The sequence below is a fragment of the Halonotius pteroides genome (genome assembly GCF_003605635.1).
Taxonomy (GTDB): Archaea; Halobacteriota; Halobacteria; order Halobacteriales; family Haloferacaceae; genus Halonotius; species Halonotius pteroides.
Map to the genome: position 1 here is coordinate 81816 of NZ_QMDW01000003.1, position 19570 is coordinate 101385.

Below are 19570 nucleotides of genomic sequence, written 5' to 3' on the forward strand. Positions count from 1 at the left end.
AATAAAGACTCCGCTCACCCCGCGTTATCGGTGGGTGCTGTCACCGCATCAATCAGCGTCGTCACCGCGTCAGTCGCATCGTCGCCGAAGACGTAGGTGATCGGTTCGATCCCGAAGGCGCCCTCGTGATAGAGCACCTCGGGGGTCGGCTCGGTCGACGCCAACAGGTCGGTAAGTCGCTCGTATCGATTCTCGTAGCCGGCCTCAAATTCGGCTGTCGACAGCCCGGCCGCGGTCACCGCATCCAACAGCGCGTCACTCGTTTTGAGGTTGAGCGCGCCCCGTCGCTCGGGGGCGGCGGTACCCATCGCCAACACGGTGGTCGCAACGTGTTCCGAGGCACCGAACTCCGGGTCGGTTGGGACGTTCGCCTGCCCACCCATGGCGTGAACTCGTCCCGGCACGGCTGCCACGTCGGTTGTCCGTTCAGCGTCGGGCATCGCCATGGCAATGTTGGTACCGACGTTTGGGATGTGGTCGACGACTGCGGCCGTGTTAGCAAACGTTCGCACCGCGCCCCGGACGTTCCGCAACACCTCGCGTTCGGTTTCGACGCGGGGGTCCTGGCCGCGCACACAGAGATCACAGCCGAGCCCCTGGAGGGCTGGCATCTCTGCTTCGTGGACGGCACAGATCGGGCCGCGATCCTCGAAGGATTCGATCAGTTCGAGCAGCTCGGCGAGCGCCTCATACTCGTCGACGCTGCCGTCGGCGAAGCCGCTGGCGATATACTCGATGGTCGCCTGCATCTCGGCGTTGTCGGCGAACCGCGGGTCGCCGGTCTGCTCGCCGTTGAGATACTTGCTGACGGCAGCCTGTGAGAGGCCGAGCTTGTTGGCGATCGTCTGCTGGGAGCAGTCCTCGGCGGCGAGTTCCCTCGCCAACATCGCGCGAGCGGTTGGCAGAAACCGCTCGACAACGATCTCACTGGGCAGTTGTAGCGTCACGGCAGCCCAACACCGTGGTCGGCGTCATATCTACGTGTCATAACTACTTATTCCGGCCAACAGCGTATGTAGCTTTGGCGGTCACAGTTGCCAACGAGGGATACAGCCTTGGTGGTCACAACCGCACCCGTTGCCGACCAGAAGCCACCGGCTATTTATATCTCGGGCCCACCTATCCGAGTAACCAACGCGCTGTTCCTCGTGTGTCGGTGCGTTCGTTTCGGCTGTCGCTCCCTGCGGTGTGGACGGTTCCGCTGGTTTGACACGGCCGGGCGTCGCCCGCGGCACCGACGGAACGGCTCCTGTTTGGACTACCTATGGAAATCGAAATCGCAACCGTTGGCGGCTACGAAGAGGTTGGACGACAGATGACGGCCGTGCGGATGGACGACGAGATCGTCGTCTTCGATATGGGCCTCAACCTCTCGCAGGTACTGATTCACGACAACGTCCAGACCGAGACGATGCACAGTCTCGATCTGATCGATATGGGCGCGATCCCCGACGACCGCGTCATGAGCGAACTCGACGGCGAGGTCACGGCTATCGTCCCCACCCACGGCCACCTCGACCACATCGGCGCGATCCCGAAGCTCGCTCACCGCTACGACGCACCGATTGTCGCCACGCCGTTTACCATCGAACTCGTTCGCGACCAGATCGCCGACGAGGACAAGTTCGACGTTGATCTCGACCTGCAGGTGATGAATTCCGGCGAGCAGATGGCGGTCAGCGATCAGGTGCAGATGGAGTTCGTCAACGTCACCCACTCGACGATCGACGCCATCAACCCCGTTCTCCATACGCCGGAGGGTGCGATCGTCTACGGGCTGGACAAACGCCTCGATCACGATCCCGTTCTTGGCGACCCCATCGATATGAAGCGGTTCCGCGAGATCGGCCGTGAGGGCGACGGTGTTCTCTGTTACATCGAGGACTGTACGAACGCCAACCAGAAGGGCCGCACGCCCTCTGAGTCGGTTGCGCGCAAGGAACTCCACGACACGATGCTGAGCCTCGAAGATTACGACGGCGGGATGGTGGCGACGACGTTTGCGAGCCACATTGCCCGTGTGTCGAGTCTGCTTGAGTTCGCCGAGGAGATCGGCCGCGAGCCGATCCTGCTCGGCCGTTCGATGGAGAAATACACCGGCACCGCGACGAACCTCGATGTCGACCTCCCGGACAACATCGAAATGTACGGTCACCGGCGGGCGATCGACCAGAGTCTCGAACGGATCATGGATGACGGCAAGGAGAACTTCCTGCCGATCGTGACGGGTCACCAAGGCGAGCCACGGGCGCTGCTCACCCGGATGGGCCGCGGCGAGACCAACTACGACTTTGATACCGGCGACAAGGTGATCTTCTCGGCCGGCATCATCCCCGAGCCGACAAACGAGGGCAACCGCTACCAGTCTGAACGCCTTCTGAAGATGCAGGGTGCGCGTATCTACGACGACATCCACGTGTCGGGCCACCTGCGTCAAGAGGGTCACTACCAGATGCTGGAGGCGCTTCAGCCACAGCAGCTGGTTCCGGCCCACCAGGATCTCAAGGGGCTGTCAGGCTACGTCAACACGGCCAACGCCTTCGGCTACGAGGTCGGCCGCGACATGCATCTCAGCCGGAACGGCAACATCATCCAGCTGACCGAGTAACAACGGTTTGCCCTGCAAATCCCAATGTGCGGTTACCAGCCGATCGTTGTCCGATCAGCTTCTGACACTGTCACCGACTTTTAATCGGTAACAGCCACGATCAGATGTCAGCAATCCACCTGGTGGGCTCTCCTCGATTGTATTGCTGCTGTTGTCTTACAGGTGTTTCGCGGGTCGTTGTCTCTTCGATGAGTGCGGCTGTGTCGGTCATATCGTGGCCACCTTCGCCCCAGAGGTTTTGGGAATCGGGGTGCCACCCACGGTATGCATCCCCCACTCTGTATCGTCGGCCCCAGCGACGCCGGCAAGACGACGCTGCTGGAATCGCTGGTCGCCGAACTCGCCGATGCCGGCCGGGTCGGCACGATCAAATCTATTCACCACGATATTGAGATCGACACGCCCGGCAAGGACACCTACCGCCACCGCACCGCCGGTGCCGACACGGTCGTCGGGCTGACGCCGTCGCTGTCGTTTAAGATCACTTCTAGTGGAAAGACTGACGCCGACAGCGAGGGTGCCCTGCTGGAATCAACCGTTGACGACCTCCAGGCGGCCGGCTACGAGTTCATTCTCATCGAGGGATTTCACACTGCACCCTATCCAAAACTCGTTGTCGGCGACCGCCCGGCTGCCCCGCCAGTCGTCGCTCGCGGTCCGCCGGCGGCCATCGATGTCTCCGCGCTTGCGACTGCGATGATCGAGGGAACGCTTCTCGACGCCGACCCGGTGTGACCGCGGCCCCGACCGGAACGCCCAAACCACCCACACGCCAACGGGGGGGCATGTACGAGGCGGTTGCGGCCTATCCTGCGGGTGACAGCACCGTCAGCCGGCAGGCGCGGACGGCCGCCGACTACGGCTACGACGGCCTTGTTGTCCGCACCCGCGAAGCCGATTTCGACGCCGACGCGATCAGCGATCGCTACGGGATCGAGGTCGTCCGCGGGATCGAGGTCGACGCCGCCGATCCCGGATCCGCGGCGGGGGCGGTCGGCAACTATCGCCCCGAGTGCTCCGTCCTGCTCGTCCGTGGCGGCACCAACGCACGCAACCGCTATGCCGTCGAAACCGACCGAATCGACGTGCTAACCCGCCCAATGGCTGGCGACGGCGATTTCAATCACGTGCTTGCTCGCGCCGCAAAGACCCACCGCGTCCACGTTGAGTTTGACTTCGGGCCAGTGCTGCGAGCGAGTGGCGGCCCCCGCGTGCAGGCGCTTCAGGGGCTTCGCAAGCTTCGTGAACTTATCGAGCAGTATGACGCGCCCTTCGTTGTTAGCGTGACCGCCGACTCTCATCGTCAGCTTCGGGCCCCACGCGAGCTGCGTGCGGTCGGCGAACAGATCGGGTTTACCGCCGACCAGATCACCGCCGGCCTCGAAGCATGGGGTGAGATCGTCGCCCGCAACCGCAACCGCGAAGATGAGCGTTTCATCGAACCCGGTGTTCGGCGTGGCCGCTATGAGCCCTGAGTACCATCATGAAACACCTTCCCAAACATATCCGTCCGCGATGGCGGTATCTTGCCGTCGAGATCGAGGCCGCTCCCGCCGCCGAGATCGACCGCACGGCGTTCCAGCGCGCGCTGTGGTATGCCGCCGGCAACCTCCTCGGCGACGCCGGCAGCGCCGACGCCGACCTGACCGTGTTCGGATTTACGTATGCCGACGGCATCGGTGAGGCGATCGTCCGCGCTCGCCGCGAGGAGACGGCTGCCGCGCGGGCCGCTCTCGCCTGTATCGACAGCGTCGACAGTGAGCCGATCGGCCTCGTCGTTCGCGGGATCTCCGGGACGGTACGTGCCTGTGAAGAAAGCTATTTAGGCGACCGAAGCACACATTCGATAGAGGAACCCGTCGCGTTTGCGGACGACCAACGGCCGGCGATTCACCGTGACGATGTCGCCGAACTCTCGCTGCCTGAGGGGTTCGTGGCGGCGACGGAACTCGATTTCCACTAGTATGCAGGGACAACAACAGCAGGCCTACGACCGTGGCACCACGATCTTCTCGCCGGACGGCCGGCTCTACCAAGTCGAATACGCCCGCGAAGCCGTCAAACGCGGGTCGGCATCGATCGGCGTTCGAACGCCGGACGGTGTCGTGTTGCTCGCCGACAAACAGAGCCACTCGCCGCTCTTAGAGCCCTCCAGCGTCGAAAAGCTCCATAAAGCTGACGACCACGTTGGGATGGCCTCGGCGGGCCACGTCGCCGACGCCCGCCAGCTGATTGATTTCGCTCGCCGGCAGGCACAGGTCAACCGCCTCCGGTTCGGCGAGGTGATGGGCGTCGAAACGCTCACAAAGACGGTCACCGACTTCATCCAGCGATATACGCAGGTTGGTGGGGCCCGCCCGTTCGGTGTCGCCCTCGTTGTTGGCGGGATCGAAAACGGCGAACCGCGGCTCTTCGAGACCGATCCCTCGGGAACACCGTACGAGTGGGAGGCCCTCGCCATCGGTGAGAGCCGCGACGACATTCAGGACTACTTCGAGGAGCACTACGAGCCGGATCTCTCGCTTGACGATGGGATCGAACTCGCGCTTCGCGCCTTGGCGTCCGTCAGCGACGACGGGCTTACGACTGCTGGCCTAGACCTGGCGACGATTGCTGTCGATACCGAACAGTACTACCAGTACTCACCTGACGAGCTTGATGATGTTCTCGCCGAACACGGGCTGTTGGCTGCGGACGACGAGTAGCGGCTGGTCGTGGTTTAGTTTTCGTCGAAGAAACACACCGGTAGCAACTGCCCCGAAGCGAGAAGATTGCGTTGCCTAAGAGAACGGTTGTATCTTACCTGATGATCTCGATCCGAGATCGTTGCCACGCATCATATTTGATACGCTCAACAACCAGAACCAATCAGCGACTCTGCATTTTTGGTAGTTTCAGAATAAATACGGTTCCGTCCGGTTCGTTGTCTACGACTTCGATTCTTCCATTATTCCGCTCAACGATCTTTTTCACCAAGTAGAGTCCCAAGCCAGTCCCGTCACTATCCAACCCACTGTTGCCTTCCTCAAACATGCTCGTCTTATGCCGATCAGGGATCCCCGGGCCGTTGTCAGCAACCTCAACTACTGCACTTGAATCTGTTTCGCTGACAGAGACGGATACCTCAGGAGCCGCCTTGTCGTTGTGTTGGATGGCGTTGCTCAACAGGTTTCTAAACACTGATTCTAACATATCGCTACCCACGACAGCAATATCAGGAACCTGGCCTATGATTTTGATTGTCGATCTGGGATAGCTACTATCGATATTCTCAATCTGTGGCGACAAAACTGCCGAAAGAACCACACCCTCATCGGTCTGATCCGCCTGGAGAAGTATGTCTGTCACCTCTCTGGCTGTCTTAGTTAGCTCAACGGCATTTGTCACGCGCTGACTGATCTTGTGTAGCTCTTTGGCTTCGTCTACTCTATCTTCTGCTCGTTTTGCGTAGGCAGCAATCAATTGTAAATCGTTCCGGATATCATGCCGCACAATCTTATTGACAATCCGAAGATTGTCTCGTTGCTCCGCGACTGTTTGCTCATGAGCTTGGAGTTGTTGGTAGGTTTCGATCTGTGAGAGTGCTGCTGTCGCATTCACAGCCAACGTGTTGGCCAACGTTATATCGCTATCGGTAAATGAGTCAGTTTCTGTAGAGGAAATCAAGAGCACGCCATGATCGCCTAACGGAAAGGCGATCTCGCTTTGAATATCTGTCTGGTCGTTGTAGACGGTATCGGCAGCCTGAAGATCATGATACACCTGAGGCTCCCCCGTTTCGTACGCCTGCCATCCCACCCCTTCATCGAGAACCGGTGGCTCCTCAACGACCTGTCTACTCCCCTGAGAGACGCTCACAGGAGCCAACCCCCCGGCAGTTTCATCATACAGATGAACGCCGTTCATCGCAAGGCCGATCGATTCTTTGACGGTTGTAGTAACGACCTCAGCAACCTCCTCTGTCGTTGACGCAGAAACCATCTGACGAGTTGCATCCAGCAAGGAGTCTAGTGCCTCTCGATACTGTTTTCTGTCGGTAATATCGGTCGAGACGCCACAGAGACCCACAACGTCGCCACGCTCGTCGTACACCGGTGATTTTCGCGTCAGTCGGACGGTGTTCCCTGCAGCTGTTGGGATGGTCTCCTCTACTTCGATCGTCTCCCCAGTTTCAATGACCTGTTGATCGTCTGTTTTCGCCTGCTCAGCGGTATCTGGCGGAAAAAGCTCCGCATCGGTTAGCCCAACGATGTCTCGATCTTCCGCATTGAACAGTTCACGGCACGCCTGATTCATCATGAGATACTGGCCGTCGGCATCCTTCAGAAACACCGCTGCGGACATGGTCTCCATGATGGTTTCGAACCGTCGATTGATACGCTCTAGCTGCTGTTCCTGCTCTTTTTTGTCTGTTATGTCCCGTGCGACGCCGACGATCTGAGTGACCTCCCCAGCAGTAACGATCGGGGTCAGCCTTGTTTGCCAGTGGCTCGTTCCGCCTGGTAACTGTAATGTCTCCTCATACCTGAGCGTCTCCTTCTGTTCGACACACCGGCGGTAGTTTTCTGCAACAACCAGGCCCTGTTCGTCGTCAAGAAGTTCTCGTGGCCTTTGCCCGCGTAGCTCGTCTTCCGAAAGGCCAGTCTGTTGTTGACGTGAGGCATTGTTTCGCAGGTACGTGAACGTGTAGTCCTGTCCTGATCGATCAACATCGATCAAAAAGGCTGCGTCACTCATCTCCTCGAAGATGGTTTGATAAACGTCTCTGGACTCACCAGCGGCTGTGTCACCCGCATCAGCATCCGCTGGGGCGTCAGAATCGCCTTTCATTGGCTTAGTTAGTTCACCGAGTCGGTTAAATACTAACGCCGAAACGCTCTCAGTTCAGATGATATTGATTGTCAGGCACACAGGCCATGGTTGATTCCCGCGTTCTCCCTTCTGCGTTAATCAGTACCAATACACCGATCGCATCGATGTGTTTCTGTGTCGACTTTTAACCGATCACGCTTTCGGAACGAATCCCCGAAGTAGCCGGCAGCCAAGCGGCTGGTATGGACTACGAGCAGACGACCGACACCGACGAGTTCACCGAGTGGGAACGCGACGACGGTTATGTCACGATCCGCCTTCGTAAGCGCGCTGACGGCCAGTTTGCGGTGCGATACGATCAGTTGCATCAGGCCGATGACGGCCGAGCCTACGCCTATGAAACCGTCGAGAGCCGCGAGGCCGCCGAGGCGTTGGTCACCGAGTGGCGGAACGACGCTCCTGTGTGACTCCCGGGGATTTTAGGTGTCGCTGTTGTCGCCATCTGTATGACCAGATTTGACGCCACCGCGGCCGACGCCCGTCAGGCGTTGTTTGCGGCGACCGTCGCAGCCCATCGTGAGCGCGGCAGCGAGTTCTGTACACTTGAACCCGACGAGACACCACCCAGCAGCGACGACGAGCTGGTGCCGTGGATTCAGTTCGGCGGCACCACAGTTGCGCTTGATTGCACTGACAGCGAGCTTAAGCGCCTGAAAGCACTCCTCGGTGAGTATCCCGACTTCCGCATCGACGACCTCGAAAGCCCTGAGGAAGCCGAGGGCACCCACGTCCAAATCACGGCCCACTCCGACGAAGACCGGCTGGCTGCGTTTTTCGAGACCGTCTTTCGACGAGCCTTTGGCTACCCCGAGGAGTATCGCGTCTGGGCTGTCTCGCTGTAATCGCCCGCGCTATTCCTCGTTGGTGTCGATCCCAAGAGCGGCGTTGAGCCCGCAGAAACAGGTTGTCGCGTTGAATCCCAACCCAACCGCGCCGATACCTGCGAGCAGCCCTTTCGATCGCTGCCCGGCGACAAGCGCGCGAACAGCAACAATCGACAGTAGCATCGCACCGAGTGCCCGAAGCAGGCGGTCGGTTCCGCCGACGTTTGCATCAATGTCCATAGGTTACATACGGGATCATCGTACTTGTATCGTCCGTTGACTCAGCATCCGACTGTAGTCACCGATTGCCGACGGCAGGTTCGGGGTAAGACAAAGAGTTTTCGCCCTCGGGTGTTCACTGATATCAATGACGACCCACGAGTACGACGTTGCCATCGTCGGTGCCGGCACCGCCGGCTGCTATGCGGCGGCGACAATCGCCAACGCAGGCCTTGACGCCGTTATCATCGAGCGCAAAGACGCCGAAGAGGCCGGCCACATCGCCTGTGGCGACGCGCTGAAGGGGGCCGACAAGTTCCCAACTGCGATCCCGAAATCGAAGATCGAACCCGCCTTCACAAACACTGGCGTCGATCACGGTCGCTTCGAGATCCCGAGCCACGACACAGTGCTGGATATCCCCGTCCCGGGTGAGCTCGCGGTTATCGACCGCCTCAAATACGGCAAGCTGCTGATCGAGGGCGCAGAGGAGGCCGGCGCGGAGCTCCACTACGACACCGTCGTCAACGACGTGAAACAGACCGAGGACGGACAGATCACCGGTGTCGTCGGCAAACACAAGGACGATCCTGTCGAGTACGACGCCGAGGTCGTTATCGACGGCGCGGGCGCGCTCTCGCTGCTGCAGGACAAGGCTGATCTTGAGGACGCAACCTTCGACACCAACGTCCGGTACTCCCAGTTCTGTTCGGCCTACCGCGAGATCGTCGAGGTCGACGAGGCGGTCGAGTGGGACGATGCGCTCGTTTTCAAACCAACCGAACGCGCTGCGGGCTATCTTTGGTACTTCCCGCGCACCTCGACGGAGATCAACGCCGGACTGGGCTTCCAGATGAACGAGGAGCCGATGCAGATGATCGACGACCTCAAAGACGACCTCCGCGACCGCGAGGAGTTCGACAACGCCGAGGTCACCGACAAGCTCGGCGCGGCCCTGCCGACCCGCCGAACCTACGATTCAGCTGTCGCGCCGGGCTATATGGCCGTCGGCGATGCCGCCGCCCACGTCAATCCGACGACCGGCGGCGGGATCGCTGGCGCGGCCTACGCCGGCCAGTACGCCGCCGAGCAGGCCGTCGAGGCTATCGAGGACGGCGACGTGAGCGAGGACGCGCTTTGGCACTACAACGAGCGCGTCATGGAGCACTTCGGTGCGCGTTACGCCGGCCTCGACGTGTACAATATCCTCTCGACGGCGGTCGATGTCGATGACCTGATGGGGCTTCTCGCCGCCCTGCCGGGCAAGAAACTGGCCGAGGCCCTCTACGATGGCAAGACCTCAATGGGGCCGCTGTTGGCAGCCAGAACCGCGATCAACAGTTTCGGCTACTGGCGACAGATCCTTGATTTCTACAAGGTCAAACAGGTCGCCGAGCAGGTGATCGACCACTACGAACGGTACCCCTCCAGCCCCGACGCGCTCGACACCTGGCAACGACAACGCGACGAACTGATGGAGACGGTCTACGACGTGACGGGCGCGGAGCCGAAGTACTGAGACCGTTCTGCATCTACGCGTCGCCATCGACGTGTCGGATGTCGTTTTCTCGGTTGATGATCAACCCCCCACTCTCTGTGTCGACCTCGATCTCATTTATCGTGCAGTTGCCCTGCTCTTGTTCCATAATCGTCGCCACGATGTCGACGTCTTTGATCCACCCAAGCAGCAGATACAGCGGCCCGCCGTGGGTGACAACGACGACGGTTTCCTCGCTGTCCATGTCGTCGATAAGGGTGGTCAGCGCGTCGAGGATGCGGTTCCGCTGTTCGATGAGACTCTCGCCGCCCTCAGGGCGAGCCTCTGCGGCCGTGTATCCGACCTCGGTGAGGGTGAACTCCGGATAGCCGAGAAACAGCTCACCGTAGCTGAGCCCTTGGAGAACGCCAAAATCTCGTTCTCGCCAGCAACGATCCGGCGTCGGCTCGCAGTCGACGGCTCGGCCTACTGGCCGCGCGGTCTCCAGTGTTCGCCGGAGGTCAGAGCTTATCAGCCGGTCGACCGCGTACTGATCGGTAACTGTTGCCGCGAGCGCGTCGGCTTGGCGGCGACCCGTCTCGGTAAGGGCGACCGGTGCCCATCCTTGTACTCGGTTCTCGCGGTTCCACAGCGTCTCGCCGTGTCGAACCACAACCAGCGTCGCCATACCACAGCTCGCGGCCGACAAGTCGTAACGTTTGCTACCCTCCCTGTCCTCTGGGTAGCTATGAGCGATCCGGTCGAGATCACAGTTTACAGCCGCGAGAACTGTCACCTCTGTGCGTCAGCGATGGAGACGATCGACCGCGTCGTCGACGACACCGATGTTGCCGTAGCGGTCGAGGAGATCGATGTCGACGCCGACGCGCAGTTGGCCGAGACGTACGGCGACCGCGTGCCCCACATCGTAATCAACGACGAGGACGCTTTCAGTTACCGTGTTCACGCCGCTGAGCTCCGAACGAAACTTCGGGCGGCTGCAAACACTGTCGGCACAGAACCAACAGAATAGCGACCATACAGGTCAACTCGCTTACGAACTCATTTATTAGCTTGCTGGGGTAGTGCTTGGCTGCCTGATGTTTCGTCCGATCCGGGTGCTCCATGTCGACGACAGTCAGGAGTACGGTGAGATCGTCACCGCCTATCTTGCGGAGCACGACGAGCCGTTTACCCTCGTCACTGAACCTACCCCGAACGACGCATTGGAAACCCTATCCGAGGAGTCTTTTGACTGTCTGGTGACCGATTATGAGATGCCGGGGATGGACGGGCTTGAACTCTTTTCGGTGGTAGACCGCCGCTATCCCGATCTGCCGGTGATACTGCTGACCGCAAAGGGCAACGAATCGATTGCCAGCGACGCGATCGCCGCTGGCGTCACCGACTATATCCCGAAAGACGACCTCACTGACAGCCCTGCTCTCTTAGCGAAACGTATTACCAACGCCGTTGAACGACAGACCTACAGCCGTCAGTTTGAGACGCTCGTCGAAACGTTGCCAGGGGTTGTCTACCGCACCCGAGAGACGCCGGAGTGGGACACCGATTTTGTCGGTGGCAACTGCGAGTCGCTGATCGGCTATCCGGCTGACGCCATTGTTGCCGGCGAGGTCACCTGGGAATCGGATATCATCCATCCCGACGACCGGTCGTTTGTCCGCGAAACGGTCGCCTCGCAGCTTGAAGATGGGGATACCTTTGAGTTGACTTACCGGATTGTCACCGCCGATGGCGACGAGAAGTGGGTCAGCGAGCACGGCCAACAAGTCGCCATCGAGGACGGCAAGGGAGTCTTCGAGGGGTTCATCACCGATGTAACCACGCTCAAAGAGAGCGAACGCCAACTCGCCCAGTACAGCAACACGCTTGAAGGCCTCCAGCGAACAACCCAGCGGCTGTTGGAGGCGACGACCCCGGAAGCCGCCGCGGAGATCGTTATCGACGGACTCGAATCCACACTTGAGTTTGACATCGCCTGTATCTGGCTGGCAACTGATACTCACCTTGAACCGATCGCACAGACTGAACGCGGCTGGTCATTGGTCAATGAGCCACCGACGTACTCGCCGGATGCTGATTCGCTGTCATGGACGGCTTTCGAGGAGGGGGCGACAAAGCGGATCACCAATATGGCCGACCATCCCGACCGGGCGAACCCCGAAACACCGGTCGCCAGCGAACTGATCGTCCCGTTGGGTGAGTACGCGTTACTAAACATCGGCGCGACAGAGCCTGACGCGTTCAGCGAGGCCGACGCCGAGCGTGTCCAACTGTGGGCCGACACCGTCACCGAGGCCTTCGCCCGGATCGACCAACTGCAACAGCTCAAAGCCCGTGAGGACGAACTCACCCGCCAACGGGATCGTCTCGACCAGTTTGCCAGCGTCGTCTCTCATGACCTCCGCAATCCGATCAACGTTGCCAGCGGGCGGCTCAAACTCGCCGCCGAGGAGTGTGACAGCGATCAACTTGACGTCATCGACCGCGCACTCACTCGCATGGAGGAACTCATCGACGACGCGTTGCTGTTGGCACGGCAGGGCCAGACGGTTGGTGAAACCGAAGCTGTCGCCTTGGCTGATCTCGTCAGCCAGTGTTGGGGCACAGTTGTGACCGCCGACGCGACAATCGATGCGGAGTGTGCTGTCACGATTCAGGGTGATCGGAGCCGCTTGGCCGATGTCTTCGAGAATCTGTTCCGAAATGTCGTTGAACACAGCGACGACGACGTGTCGATCACCGTTGCGATGACCGACGACGGATTCTATATCGCCGACGATGGCTCGGGGATCCCGGAGGACAAACGCGAACAGATCTTCGAAACCGGCTACTCAACCAACCGGGATGGTACCGGCTTCGGGCTGGCGATCGTCCGGGAGATCGTTGAGGCCCACGGCTGGGAGATCACCGTCGGCGACAGCGAGACTGGCGGTGCCCGCTTCGATATTACCGGCGTCGAGTTTGAGTGAGTGTTGTCACGTCCGGTCGCCGCTCAGTTGCCCGTCCACCGGAGCAACGCCAGGGTGCCCTCAAAGAGGACGACCATCGTGAGCGCGACAATGATCGGTGCCATCCCGGTCGGATCCGGGCTAAAGAGGAACGCGATCCCGAGGAACGAGCCCCAGAAGATCAGGCGTTTGGCCTCCAGCCACTGACGGGTGACGAGATTCATCATGATCGCCAGCATGATGAACAGCGGAATCTGGAAGATGATCGCCATCCAGCCCATCAACACCAAGATCAGGTTGAACGTCTCTTGGAGCCCGAAGGCGATGACGGCGGCCTCGGCGGTGTAGGTCGTAAAGTACGCGAAGACGAACGGAAGAACGGCAAAGTGGGCGAACAACACGCCGAGCGTTCCCAACACAAGGCTGGTCGGCACGGCCGCGAGGTAGTAGCGTCGCTCAGTCGGATACAGCCCGGGGCGCATGAAGCGGTAGGTCTGATAGACGAACATCGGAAGGCCGACGATCAGCCCGGCGAGCCCGGCGACTTTGAGCTTCGTGAGAATGAACTCCAGTGGCCCATACAGCCGCGGGCGATTCGTCACCGGTTCCGGGATATGCACCGACCACAGATAGTTGACGAGATCGCCCGCAAACGGGTAGGCGATCGCCAAGGCGATCCCACCGATGAGGAACACGAGCCCTAACCGGCGCATCATCTCCTCGATGTGGTCGGCCAACGGCATCTCCTCGTCGGTGGCCGGCCCCTCGCCGGCGAGCCCCTCGTCGACGGCCGTATCGCCGGGCGTGGCTGGCGGCTGGTCTGTAGCGACTGAGCTGCCGGTGCCGCCGTCGGCGGCCGGGGTCGCCGCGGCAGTTGACGCGACAGTCGGCTTGTCGTCGGACTCGGCGGTCGTATCGGCAGCGTCGCTGTCAGCCGTGTGTGCTGACGGGTCACCGTCCGCTGGTGGTTTCTGGCGGTCGGTTGGATCGTCGCTGCTGTCCGGCGACTCGGCCATACAACTAGGGAAGGCTTCCCTGTGGGTATATGCCTTTTCGGATTCGGCTGTGGTGGCTGTCGTCGCTGACCGCTGCTCGCGCCGAGAGACAACGTTGATAACGCCGACGCGACTGGGTGTCGGTATGGCAAGCGCGCTCGACGACGACACACAACGCGCGCTCGGCGAGGCGACCGCAACCGGGCGGGCGATGTTGCGGTCGGCCCAGAAGGATCTCCAGAAGGTTTTTATTATCTTCCTTCTCGGCTTTCTGGGCACATTCTACGCGTTGCGGCTCTACATCTGGGATTTTCTCCGCACTGTCACCGAATCCCGCATGCGAGCAGAGGTTGGCGAGAGCTTTGAGATCATCGCCCAGACGCCGTTTGATGTGATTCTCCTGCAGGCGAAGATCGGCCTTGTCGTCGGGCTGATCGTCGCCCTGCCAGCGTTTTTGTACTTTGCCCGCGACGCACTCAAGCGACGGGGAGTTTGGCGGCAACTGCCCGCGGCCCGCTGGAAGGTTGCCACGGTTGGTGGGTTTGCGGCCACGCTGTTCATCGGCGGAGCAGCCTACGGCTACGCTGTCTTCTTCCCGGTGATGTTCAGCTTTCTGGCGGAGTTTGGTTTCGAGGCTGGCTTCGCGCCGCGGTACTCGATCGTGTTGTGGACGCAGTTTATCGTCTTGTTGACGCTGTCATTCGGCCTTGCGGCGCAGATGCCGCTGGCGATCACTGGGCTTTCCTACGCCGAGATCGTTCCATACGAGACGTTCCGCGACAAGTGGCGACACGCCGTTGTCGGCATCTTTGTTTTCGGAGCGGTGTTCTCGCCGCCCGATCCGTTCACCCAGATCATGTGGGCGATCCCGCTTGTCATCCTCTACGGGTTGAGCCTCTATCTGGCGAAGGTGATCGTCACGACGAAACGCGGCAGCGACCAGATCGACATCCGAGCGACACTTCGTGCCCGCTGGAACGTCCTTGCCGGGCTGGCGACTGTTGGTGCGATCCTTCCGTACGCCTTCTACACATACGGCGGTTCCAACGCGGTCAACGCCGTGTTCTCGTATCCGCTGATCGATAGCCGCTACCGGGTTCTCCCGCCCGGAGCGGGCCTCGGCGTTGACCCCCAAACGGCGATGGCGGTCTATGGGGGAATCGTCGCTGTGCTGCTTGCGGTCGGCGGATTCGCCGCCCTGATCTACGCCGGGCTTGAGGTCGACCCCGACGGCGAGTTCGGCGATCCGACCGCGATCGATCTGACCACGCTTGACGCTGGCGGGATCGAGGCCGCCCCGCCCGAGGCGTTTATCGAACTCAGCGAAGACGAGGCGATGCGGTATGCCAGCGAGGCCATCGACGAGGGCGACGAGGCCAAAGCCCAAGCGATCCTCGATCGGTTTGACGAAACGGCAGAGGCCCGACAGGCGGCCCAGGACGACGGCGAGGGTAGCGGCGATGCGGACGGCGGCGATGGGGCGGATGAGGCTACCGGCGAACCGGGACTGGGTGATCGCGCCAGCCGCGCCGGCGATTCGTTCCTCAGTGAACTCACCGACGGCGAGCAGGACGCCGACGACATCGGCGGCTACTACACCGATATCGCCTTCGTCGCCGGCAGCTTACGATCAAAATCCTTCCGGCTGGTGGCCACGTTCATGATCGCGTTGGTGGTGACGTTCACGTGGTTCTACATCGGCGGGCTGGGTGCTGTCCGCGGGAACTTCCTGCGTCGACTGCCGTCTGAGCTTGTCAGTGAAACCAGCTTGGAGATCATCACGCTCCACCCGGTCGAGGCTCTCCTGTTTATTGTGAAATTCTCGGTGCTGGCCGGCGGGGTCGCTGTGGTGCCGATGGTCGCCTACTACGCCTGGCCCGCTCTGCGTGAACTCGGTGCTGTGCGCGGCCGTCAATCGGTGGTTTTCCTGTGGGTTGGCTCGTTGACCGCCGGTCTGCTTGGTGGTCTTGCGCTCGGGTATCTCTATATCGCGCCGGCGATCATCTCCTATCTCGTCGCCGATGCGCGAGCCTACGATATGTTGCTCACCTACCGCATCAACGACTTCTTTTGGCTCATTTTCTTTACGACCGTCGGGATCGGGCTGCTTGCTGACGTACCGATTCTGATGCTCCTGCTCAACCGCGCTGGAATCCCCTATCGGGCGATGCGAACGCGCTGGCGAGAGGTCACCGTCGGGATGCTCACTGTTGGCGCGCTGTTGACGCCAGCGGATATCGTGACGATGTTCCTCGTGACAGTGCCGCTGATGGCGGCCTACGGTGTCGGGCTGCTCGTGTTGTTTCTGGTGACCGGCGGCGGGCGGCGCAACCTCGCCCCGCCGGCGGAAATTGTCAGCTAGCCGGTGCGGCCGTCGTGATCGGTGATCAGCCGATTGAGACGAGCACCACACCACAAACGGCTAATCCGCCGGCCAGCAGCCGTACTCTGGCGTGTGGCTCCCCGAGTAGCAGGCTCCCGAGCACGACCGCGATGACGGCCTGCGTGTTCACGATCGGTGAGACGACGCTGGCCGGCAGCGCGACAAACGCTACCGAAATGAGGTGTTGACCCGCAGCGAGGACGCCACCAGCAACAAGGAGTTTCCAGCGGTCGCCGCGAAGGCTGCCTCCGCCTCGCCGGCGGAGCGCCCACGGCAGCAACGCGATCGGGACGATCGCCAGCGTCAGGATCACAAACGCACGGGCGGGGACGGCCAACTCCTGCATGCTCACCCGTTTGCCGACATCGACAACGCCGAAAACGGCCGCGCTGGCGAGCGCAAGCAGCGCGTCACGCCGCTGAACCACCGTTCGAAGCGGCCCCACCAGCGACCCGCCGCGGTAGTTAGCAACGTACACCGCGGTCGTGGCGACGAGGACGCCGACGACCTGTATCCCCGAGAGGTGCTGGCCGAGCAACAGCACCTCAAGCGGCAGCACAAAGACGGGGACGATCTTGCTGATCGGCGCGACATACGACACGTCGCCGATCGCCAGCGCGTGATAAAACGCCGCGAGCGCGACCGCAATGAGGCCGACCGTGCCAACGACAAGCCCTGCCTCGCCCGCTGTCAGCGGCGCGAAGAGATCGTCAGTCCCCGCCGTTGCAACGACAACCGGGAGATACCAACAGAGCCCGATAGCGTGGACGACAACGAGATACAGCGTTGGCGGATAGTGACTGAAATACCGCTTGACGCCGACGAGATAGCTGCCCAGCAGCACCGCCGCGGCAACGCTGGCAATCAGGCCGCCCGTCATCGGGGCGGCGACCTGCGACTCCGGATCACGTGATTACAGGTATTCGCTCAGCGCGGTCAACGAGTCGATCATGGCGCGTGGCTCGACCGGCAGCGACACGTCGCCGTTGTGTGGTCGGCGAATAAAGATCGCGTCCAACCCAGCCCGTCGTGCGGCCATCACATCGGTTGGGCGGTCGCCAACGTAGACACCGTCGGTGCCGCCGAGGGCTTCCCGGCCGGCCAGCAGATAGTGCGGATTGGGTTTGCGCCGATAGAAGCCACCGACGCCGGGTTCGCGGCCGCGGGCGTAGGCGAAGCCATCGAGGTCGTAGTGGTCGACGACGAATTCGACGACGGCGTCGTAGTTGTTGCTGATGAGGCCGAGGGTGTAGTCGTCGGCGAACCCATCGAGCGCGTCGCTGTCGGGATACAGCGTTCGGTCGCCGGCCGCCAGTCGGTCGATCGTGTGGCTTGCGCTGTGACGCTCCCGCCGGCGATAGAAGGCGACTGGATCGATCCCGAGGTGCTCACAGCCGCGGACAAACTCGGTATCGTACTCGTAGCCGGCCAACAGCGATCGCGTATCGTCGTCGACGCTGAGTCCGGCTTCGGCGATCGCCTCGTCGAGTGCATCGTCGTGGACGGCTGGATCAGTGCCGTGGCCCTCCAGGATGACGCCATCCATATCGAACAATAGGAGCTGGTCGCCGTCGGTCATATCGGGTGCTGGGGTGGCGGCCGCATCTACCTGTCGGTGGGCCATCTCAGCGCACCAGACCCCGCGTGTAGGCTGACAGCCCCTCGGTGACGACGACGACCCCAAGGATGACCAAGAGGATCATCGCGGTCGACTGCCAGGCGAAGGCGTTGACCGACTGGAACAGTTGGACGCCGATCCCGCCGGCACCGACGAAGCCAAGCACCGTCGAATCCCGGATGTTGATATCCCACCGATAGATCGCCAAGCCGATCAGCGCGGGCTTGACCTGCGGTAAGACACCATACAACAGGAGTTGCAGCGACGAGGCCCCGGTCGCCCGGACAGCTTCGACTTGGCCGAAGTCGATCTCTTCGATCTCCTCGCCGAGCAGCTTGCCGAGGAAGCCGACCGATCGGAAGGCGATAGCGACCGCGCCGGCCAGTGGCCCAGAACCGAATGTCACCACGAAGATCAACGCCCAGATGATCGTGTTGACCGATCGGCTGACGGTGACGATCAGCTTTCCAAGCCAGAAGGTCGCGGCGTTTGGCGTGGTGTTTTCAGCGGCCAACAGCGCGACTGGGATCGACAACACCAGCGCGCCGACCGTTCCGAGCGCGGCGATGTGGATCGTTTCGATCAGCGGCCCGATGATCTGGGGTGTGTACGCAATATCTGGCGGATACATCCGCGTCAGGAGGTCGGCGATCTCCCGTGGGACGGTGTTGGGGTCGACGACACCGATATCCATGAACTGCCAGGAGGCGATCACGACGACGCCGGCGGTAAGCACCGCGAGAAATCGGCCGATCCGGCGACGACGATCAAACCGCTGCCAACTCGGTTGTTCCGCCGACATTACTGGTACCTCCGTCTGACAACCGCGCTGACGCCCTCAGCGAACAGGACGACGACGATGATTGACAGCAGGATCGCCGAGACGTACTGGTAGTCATAGCGATTGAACGCCGTCAACAGCACCGAGCCGATGCCGCCCGCGCCGACGATGCCGATCACCGTCGAGGTGCGGATATTGATATCCCATCGATACACCGACAGCCCGGCAAACCGCGGGATAATCTGTGGCACAACACCGTACAGCAGCGTCTGGATCGGCGACGATCCGGTAGCCCGAACGGCGTCGACCGCGCCCATATCGATATCCTCGATATCCTCGGCCAACAGCTTCGAAAAGAAGCCGACCGTCTTGAACGTGATCGTGATGATGCCGGCCAGCGGGCCGAAACCGACGGCCTTGACGGCGAGGATGGCGACGATGATCGCGTTGAACGCCCGGGAGACCGAGATGAAGCCGCGGTTGAGCGCGTACAGCGGTTTCGGCGAGATGTTCTCGGCAGCCATGAACGCGATTGGGATGCTGACAGCGATCCCGGTGACGGTGGCGACCATCGCCATCGCTACGCTTTCGAGCATCTTGGCGATGATGCGGTCGAGCTCGCGGGCGGTCGCATCCGGGGGCAGGAAGTCGCCGATGAGTACCGCCGTGTTGCCGATCCCCTGCAGCACCCGGCTTGGATCGAACCCGATGCCAACCGCTGACCACGCAAAAAACGCGAGCAAGCCGGCGTAGACGGCCCACTTGACGCGCCGGGTGCGGAAGATCGTCGGCCGCTGCCACGTCCGTTCACCCGTCGCCAC

Annotated in this window: 20 protein-coding genes; 11 read left to right on the forward strand and 9 right to left on the reverse strand. The window is 61.3% G+C overall.

What is annotated here, in order from left to right:
• Positions 1 to 14 precede the first annotated feature (14 nt).
• Positions 15 to 947, reverse strand: coding sequence for a thiamine-phosphate synthase family protein (locus DP106_RS03095; RefSeq protein ID WP_205738870.1), 933 nt, complete (start codon positions 945 to 947; stop codon positions 15 to 17).
• 317 nt (positions 948 to 1264) lie between these two features.
• On the opposite strand from DP106_RS03095, the gene DP106_RS03100 reads away from it, so the two are divergent.
• The 5 genes from DP106_RS03100 to psmA all read left to right on the forward strand — a co-directional run bounded on the left by DP106_RS03100 (position 1265) and on the right by psmA (position 5313).
• Entirely contained in the window at positions 1265 to 2608 is a 1344-nt protein-coding gene (locus tag DP106_RS03100; RefSeq protein WP_120083329.1) for an RNase J family beta-CASP ribonuclease, read from the forward strand.
• Between the two features lie 264 nt (positions 2609 to 2872).
• Positions 2873 to 3343: a molybdopterin-guanine dinucleotide biosynthesis protein B gene (mobB, locus tag DP106_RS03105; RefSeq protein WP_120083331.1), complete on the forward strand. Its 471-nt coding sequence runs from the start codon at positions 2873 to 2875 to the stop codon at positions 3341 to 3343.
• A gap of 50 nt (positions 3344 to 3393) precedes the next feature.
• Positions 3394 to 4083 carry an RNase P subunit p30 family protein gene (locus DP106_RS03110; protein WP_120083332.1) on the forward strand — a complete coding sequence of 230 codons (690 nt, stop codon included), beginning with the start codon at positions 3394 to 3396 and terminating at the stop codon, positions 4081 to 4083.
• Between the two features lie 8 nt (positions 4084 to 4091).
• The gene (locus tag DP106_RS03115) at positions 4092 to 4571 is read left to right on the forward strand and encodes an Rpp14/Pop5 family protein (protein WP_120083333.1); all 480 of its coding nucleotides are present in this window, start codon (positions 4092 to 4094) and stop codon (positions 4569 to 4571) included.
• A gap of 1 nt (position 4572) precedes the next feature.
• Positions 4573 to 5313 (forward strand): archaeal proteasome endopeptidase complex subunit alpha, encoded by a 741-nt coding sequence (psmA, locus tag DP106_RS03120; protein WP_120083334.1) that lies wholly within the window; start codon positions 4573 to 4575, stop codon positions 5311 to 5313.
• A gap of 163 nt (positions 5314 to 5476) precedes the next feature.
• Here the strand turns inward: psmA and DP106_RS03125 are convergent, their stop codons facing one another.
• Entirely contained in the window at positions 5477 to 7438 is a 1962-nt protein-coding gene (locus DP106_RS03125) for a sensor histidine kinase (RefSeq protein WP_120083336.1), read from the reverse strand.
• Positions 7439 to 7662: 224 nt separating this feature from the next.
• Here DP106_RS03125 and DP106_RS03130 point away from each other — a divergent pair, with 224 nt between their 5' ends.
• Complete coding sequence (locus DP106_RS03130; RefSeq protein ID WP_120083337.1) at positions 7663 to 7887, forward strand: DUF7543 family protein; 225 nt, start codon at positions 7663 to 7665, stop codon at positions 7885 to 7887.
• Between the two features lie 39 nt (positions 7888 to 7926).
• Entirely contained in the window at positions 7927 to 8322 is a 396-nt protein-coding gene (locus tag DP106_RS03135) for a hypothetical protein (RefSeq protein WP_120083338.1), read from the forward strand.
• Positions 8323 to 8331: 9 nt separating this feature from the next.
• On the opposite strand, the gene DP106_RS03140 is transcribed toward DP106_RS03135, so the two are convergent.
• Entirely contained in the window at positions 8332 to 8544 is a 213-nt protein-coding gene (locus tag DP106_RS03140) for a YgaP family membrane protein (RefSeq protein ID WP_120083339.1), read from the reverse strand.
• Positions 8545 to 8671: 127 nt separating this feature from the next.
• Here DP106_RS03140 and DP106_RS03145 point away from each other — a divergent pair, with 127 nt between their 5' ends.
• Complete coding sequence (locus DP106_RS03145; protein ID WP_120083341.1) at positions 8672 to 10042, forward strand: geranylgeranyl reductase family protein; 1371 nt, start codon at positions 8672 to 8674, stop codon at positions 10040 to 10042.
• Positions 10043 to 10055: 13 nt separating this feature from the next.
• On the opposite strand, the gene DP106_RS03150 is transcribed toward DP106_RS03145, so the two are convergent.
• Complete coding sequence (locus tag DP106_RS03150) at positions 10056 to 10688, reverse strand: histidine phosphatase family protein (RefSeq protein WP_120083342.1); 633 nt, start codon at positions 10686 to 10688, stop codon at positions 10056 to 10058.
• A 60-nt stretch (positions 10689 to 10748) separates the two neighbouring features.
• Between DP106_RS03150 and DP106_RS03155 the strand changes: the two genes are divergently transcribed.
• Positions 10749 to 11033, forward strand: coding sequence for a glutaredoxin family protein (locus tag DP106_RS03155; RefSeq protein WP_120083344.1), 285 nt, complete (start codon positions 10749 to 10751; stop codon positions 11031 to 11033).
• A 67-nt stretch (positions 11034 to 11100) separates the two neighbouring features.
• On the forward strand, positions 11101 to 12993 hold the full coding sequence (locus tag DP106_RS03160) for an ATP-binding protein (RefSeq protein WP_120083345.1): 1893 nt from the start codon (positions 11101 to 11103) through the stop codon (positions 12991 to 12993).
• A 23-nt stretch (positions 12994 to 13016) separates the two neighbouring features.
• Here DP106_RS03160 and tatC (DP106_RS03165) read toward each other — a convergent pair whose 3' ends face one another.
• The gene (tatC, locus tag DP106_RS03165) at positions 13017 to 14087 is read right to left on the reverse strand and encodes a twin-arginine translocase subunit TatC (RefSeq protein WP_394343447.1); all 1071 of its coding nucleotides are present in this window, start codon (positions 14085 to 14087) and stop codon (positions 13017 to 13019) included.
• A gap of 25 nt (positions 14088 to 14112) precedes the next feature.
• Here tatC (DP106_RS03165) and tatC (DP106_RS03170) point away from each other — a divergent pair, with 25 nt between their 5' ends.
• Complete coding sequence (gene tatC, locus DP106_RS03170) at positions 14113 to 16329, forward strand: twin-arginine translocase subunit TatC (protein WP_120083347.1); 2217 nt, start codon at positions 14113 to 14115, stop codon at positions 16327 to 16329.
• A gap of 25 nt (positions 16330 to 16354) precedes the next feature.
• Here the strand turns inward: tatC (DP106_RS03170) and DP106_RS03175 are convergent, their stop codons facing one another.
• From DP106_RS03175 to phnE (DP106_RS03190), 4 genes are read right to left on the reverse strand one after another with little or no spacing between them, the layout of a single operon-like run.
• Positions 16355 to 17230 (reverse strand): EamA family transporter, encoded by an 876-nt coding sequence (locus DP106_RS03175; protein ID WP_120083348.1) that lies wholly within the window; start codon positions 17228 to 17230, stop codon positions 16355 to 16357.
• Positions 17231 to 17263: 33 nt separating this feature from the next.
• A complete protein-coding gene (locus DP106_RS03180; protein WP_120083509.1) occupies positions 17264 to 17929 on the reverse strand; it encodes an HAD family hydrolase in 666 nt (221 codons plus the stop codon).
• 46 nt (positions 17930 to 17975) lie between these two features.
• Positions 17976 to 18770 (reverse strand): phosphonate ABC transporter, permease protein PhnE, encoded by a 795-nt coding sequence (phnE, locus tag DP106_RS03185; protein ID WP_120083350.1) that lies wholly within the window; start codon positions 18768 to 18770, stop codon positions 17976 to 17978.
• Positions 18770 to 19570 carry a phosphonate ABC transporter, permease protein PhnE gene (gene phnE / locus DP106_RS03190; RefSeq protein WP_120083351.1) on the reverse strand — a complete coding sequence of 267 codons (801 nt, stop codon included), beginning with the start codon at positions 19568 to 19570 and terminating at the stop codon, positions 18770 to 18772. Before phnE (DP106_RS03190) ends, phnE (DP106_RS03185) begins: the two co-directional genes overlap by 1 nt.

Excerpts from the sequence above, each read along its gene's own strand:
- mobB (WP_120083331.1), top strand. The coding sequence starts at position 2,873 with ATGCATCCCCCACTCTGTATCGTCGGCCCCAGCGACGCCGGCAAGACG.
- DP106_RS03115 (WP_120083333.1), top strand. The coding sequence starts at position 4,092 with ATGAAACACCTTCCCAAACATATCCGTCCGCGATGGCGGTATCTTGCC.
- DP106_RS03100 (WP_120083329.1), top strand. The coding sequence starts at position 1,265 with ATGGAAATCGAAATCGCAACCGTTGGCGGCTACGAAGAGGTTGGACGA.
- DP106_RS03155 (WP_120083344.1), top strand. The coding sequence starts at position 10,749 with ATGAGCGATCCGGTCGAGATCACAGTTTACAGCCGCGAGAACTGTCAC.
- DP106_RS03160 (WP_120083345.1), top strand. The coding sequence starts at position 11,101 with ATGTTTCGTCCGATCCGGGTGCTCCATGTCGACGACAGTCAGGAGTAC.
- DP106_RS03135 (WP_120083338.1), top strand. The coding sequence starts at position 7,927 with ATGACCAGATTTGACGCCACCGCGGCCGACGCCCGTCAGGCGTTGTTT.
- DP106_RS03180 (WP_120083509.1), bottom strand. The coding sequence starts at position 17,929 with ATGACCGACGGCGACCAGCTCCTATTGTTCGATATGGATGGCGTCATC.
- DP106_RS03150 (WP_120083342.1), bottom strand. The coding sequence starts at position 10,688 with ATGGCGACGCTGGTTGTGGTTCGACACGGCGAGACGCTGTGGAACCGC.
- tatC (WP_120083347.1), top strand. The coding sequence starts at position 14,113 with ATGGCAAGCGCGCTCGACGACGACACACAACGCGCGCTCGGCGAGGCG.
- DP106_RS03130 (WP_120083337.1), top strand. The coding sequence starts at position 7,663 with ATGGACTACGAGCAGACGACCGACACCGACGAGTTCACCGAGTGGGAA.
- DP106_RS03145 (WP_120083341.1), top strand. The coding sequence starts at position 8,672 with ATGACGACCCACGAGTACGACGTTGCCATCGTCGGTGCCGGCACCGCC.
- DP106_RS03140 (WP_120083339.1), bottom strand. The coding sequence starts at position 8,544 with ATGGACATTGATGCAAACGTCGGCGGAACCGACCGCCTGCTTCGGGCA.
- DP106_RS03110 (WP_120083332.1), top strand. The coding sequence starts at position 3,394 with ATGTACGAGGCGGTTGCGGCCTATCCTGCGGGTGACAGCACCGTCAGC.
- phnE (WP_120083350.1), bottom strand. The coding sequence starts at position 18,770 with ATGTCGGCGGAACAACCGAGTTGGCAGCGGTTTGATCGTCGTCGCCGG.
- DP106_RS03175 (WP_120083348.1), bottom strand. The coding sequence starts at position 17,230 with ATGACGGGCGGCCTGATTGCCAGCGTTGCCGCGGCGGTGCTGCTGGGC.
- psmA (WP_120083334.1), top strand. The coding sequence starts at position 4,573 with ATGCAGGGACAACAACAGCAGGCCTACGACCGTGGCACCACGATCTTC.
- DP106_RS03125 (WP_120083336.1), bottom strand. The coding sequence starts at position 7,438 with ATGAAAGGCGATTCTGACGCCCCAGCGGATGCTGATGCGGGTGACACA.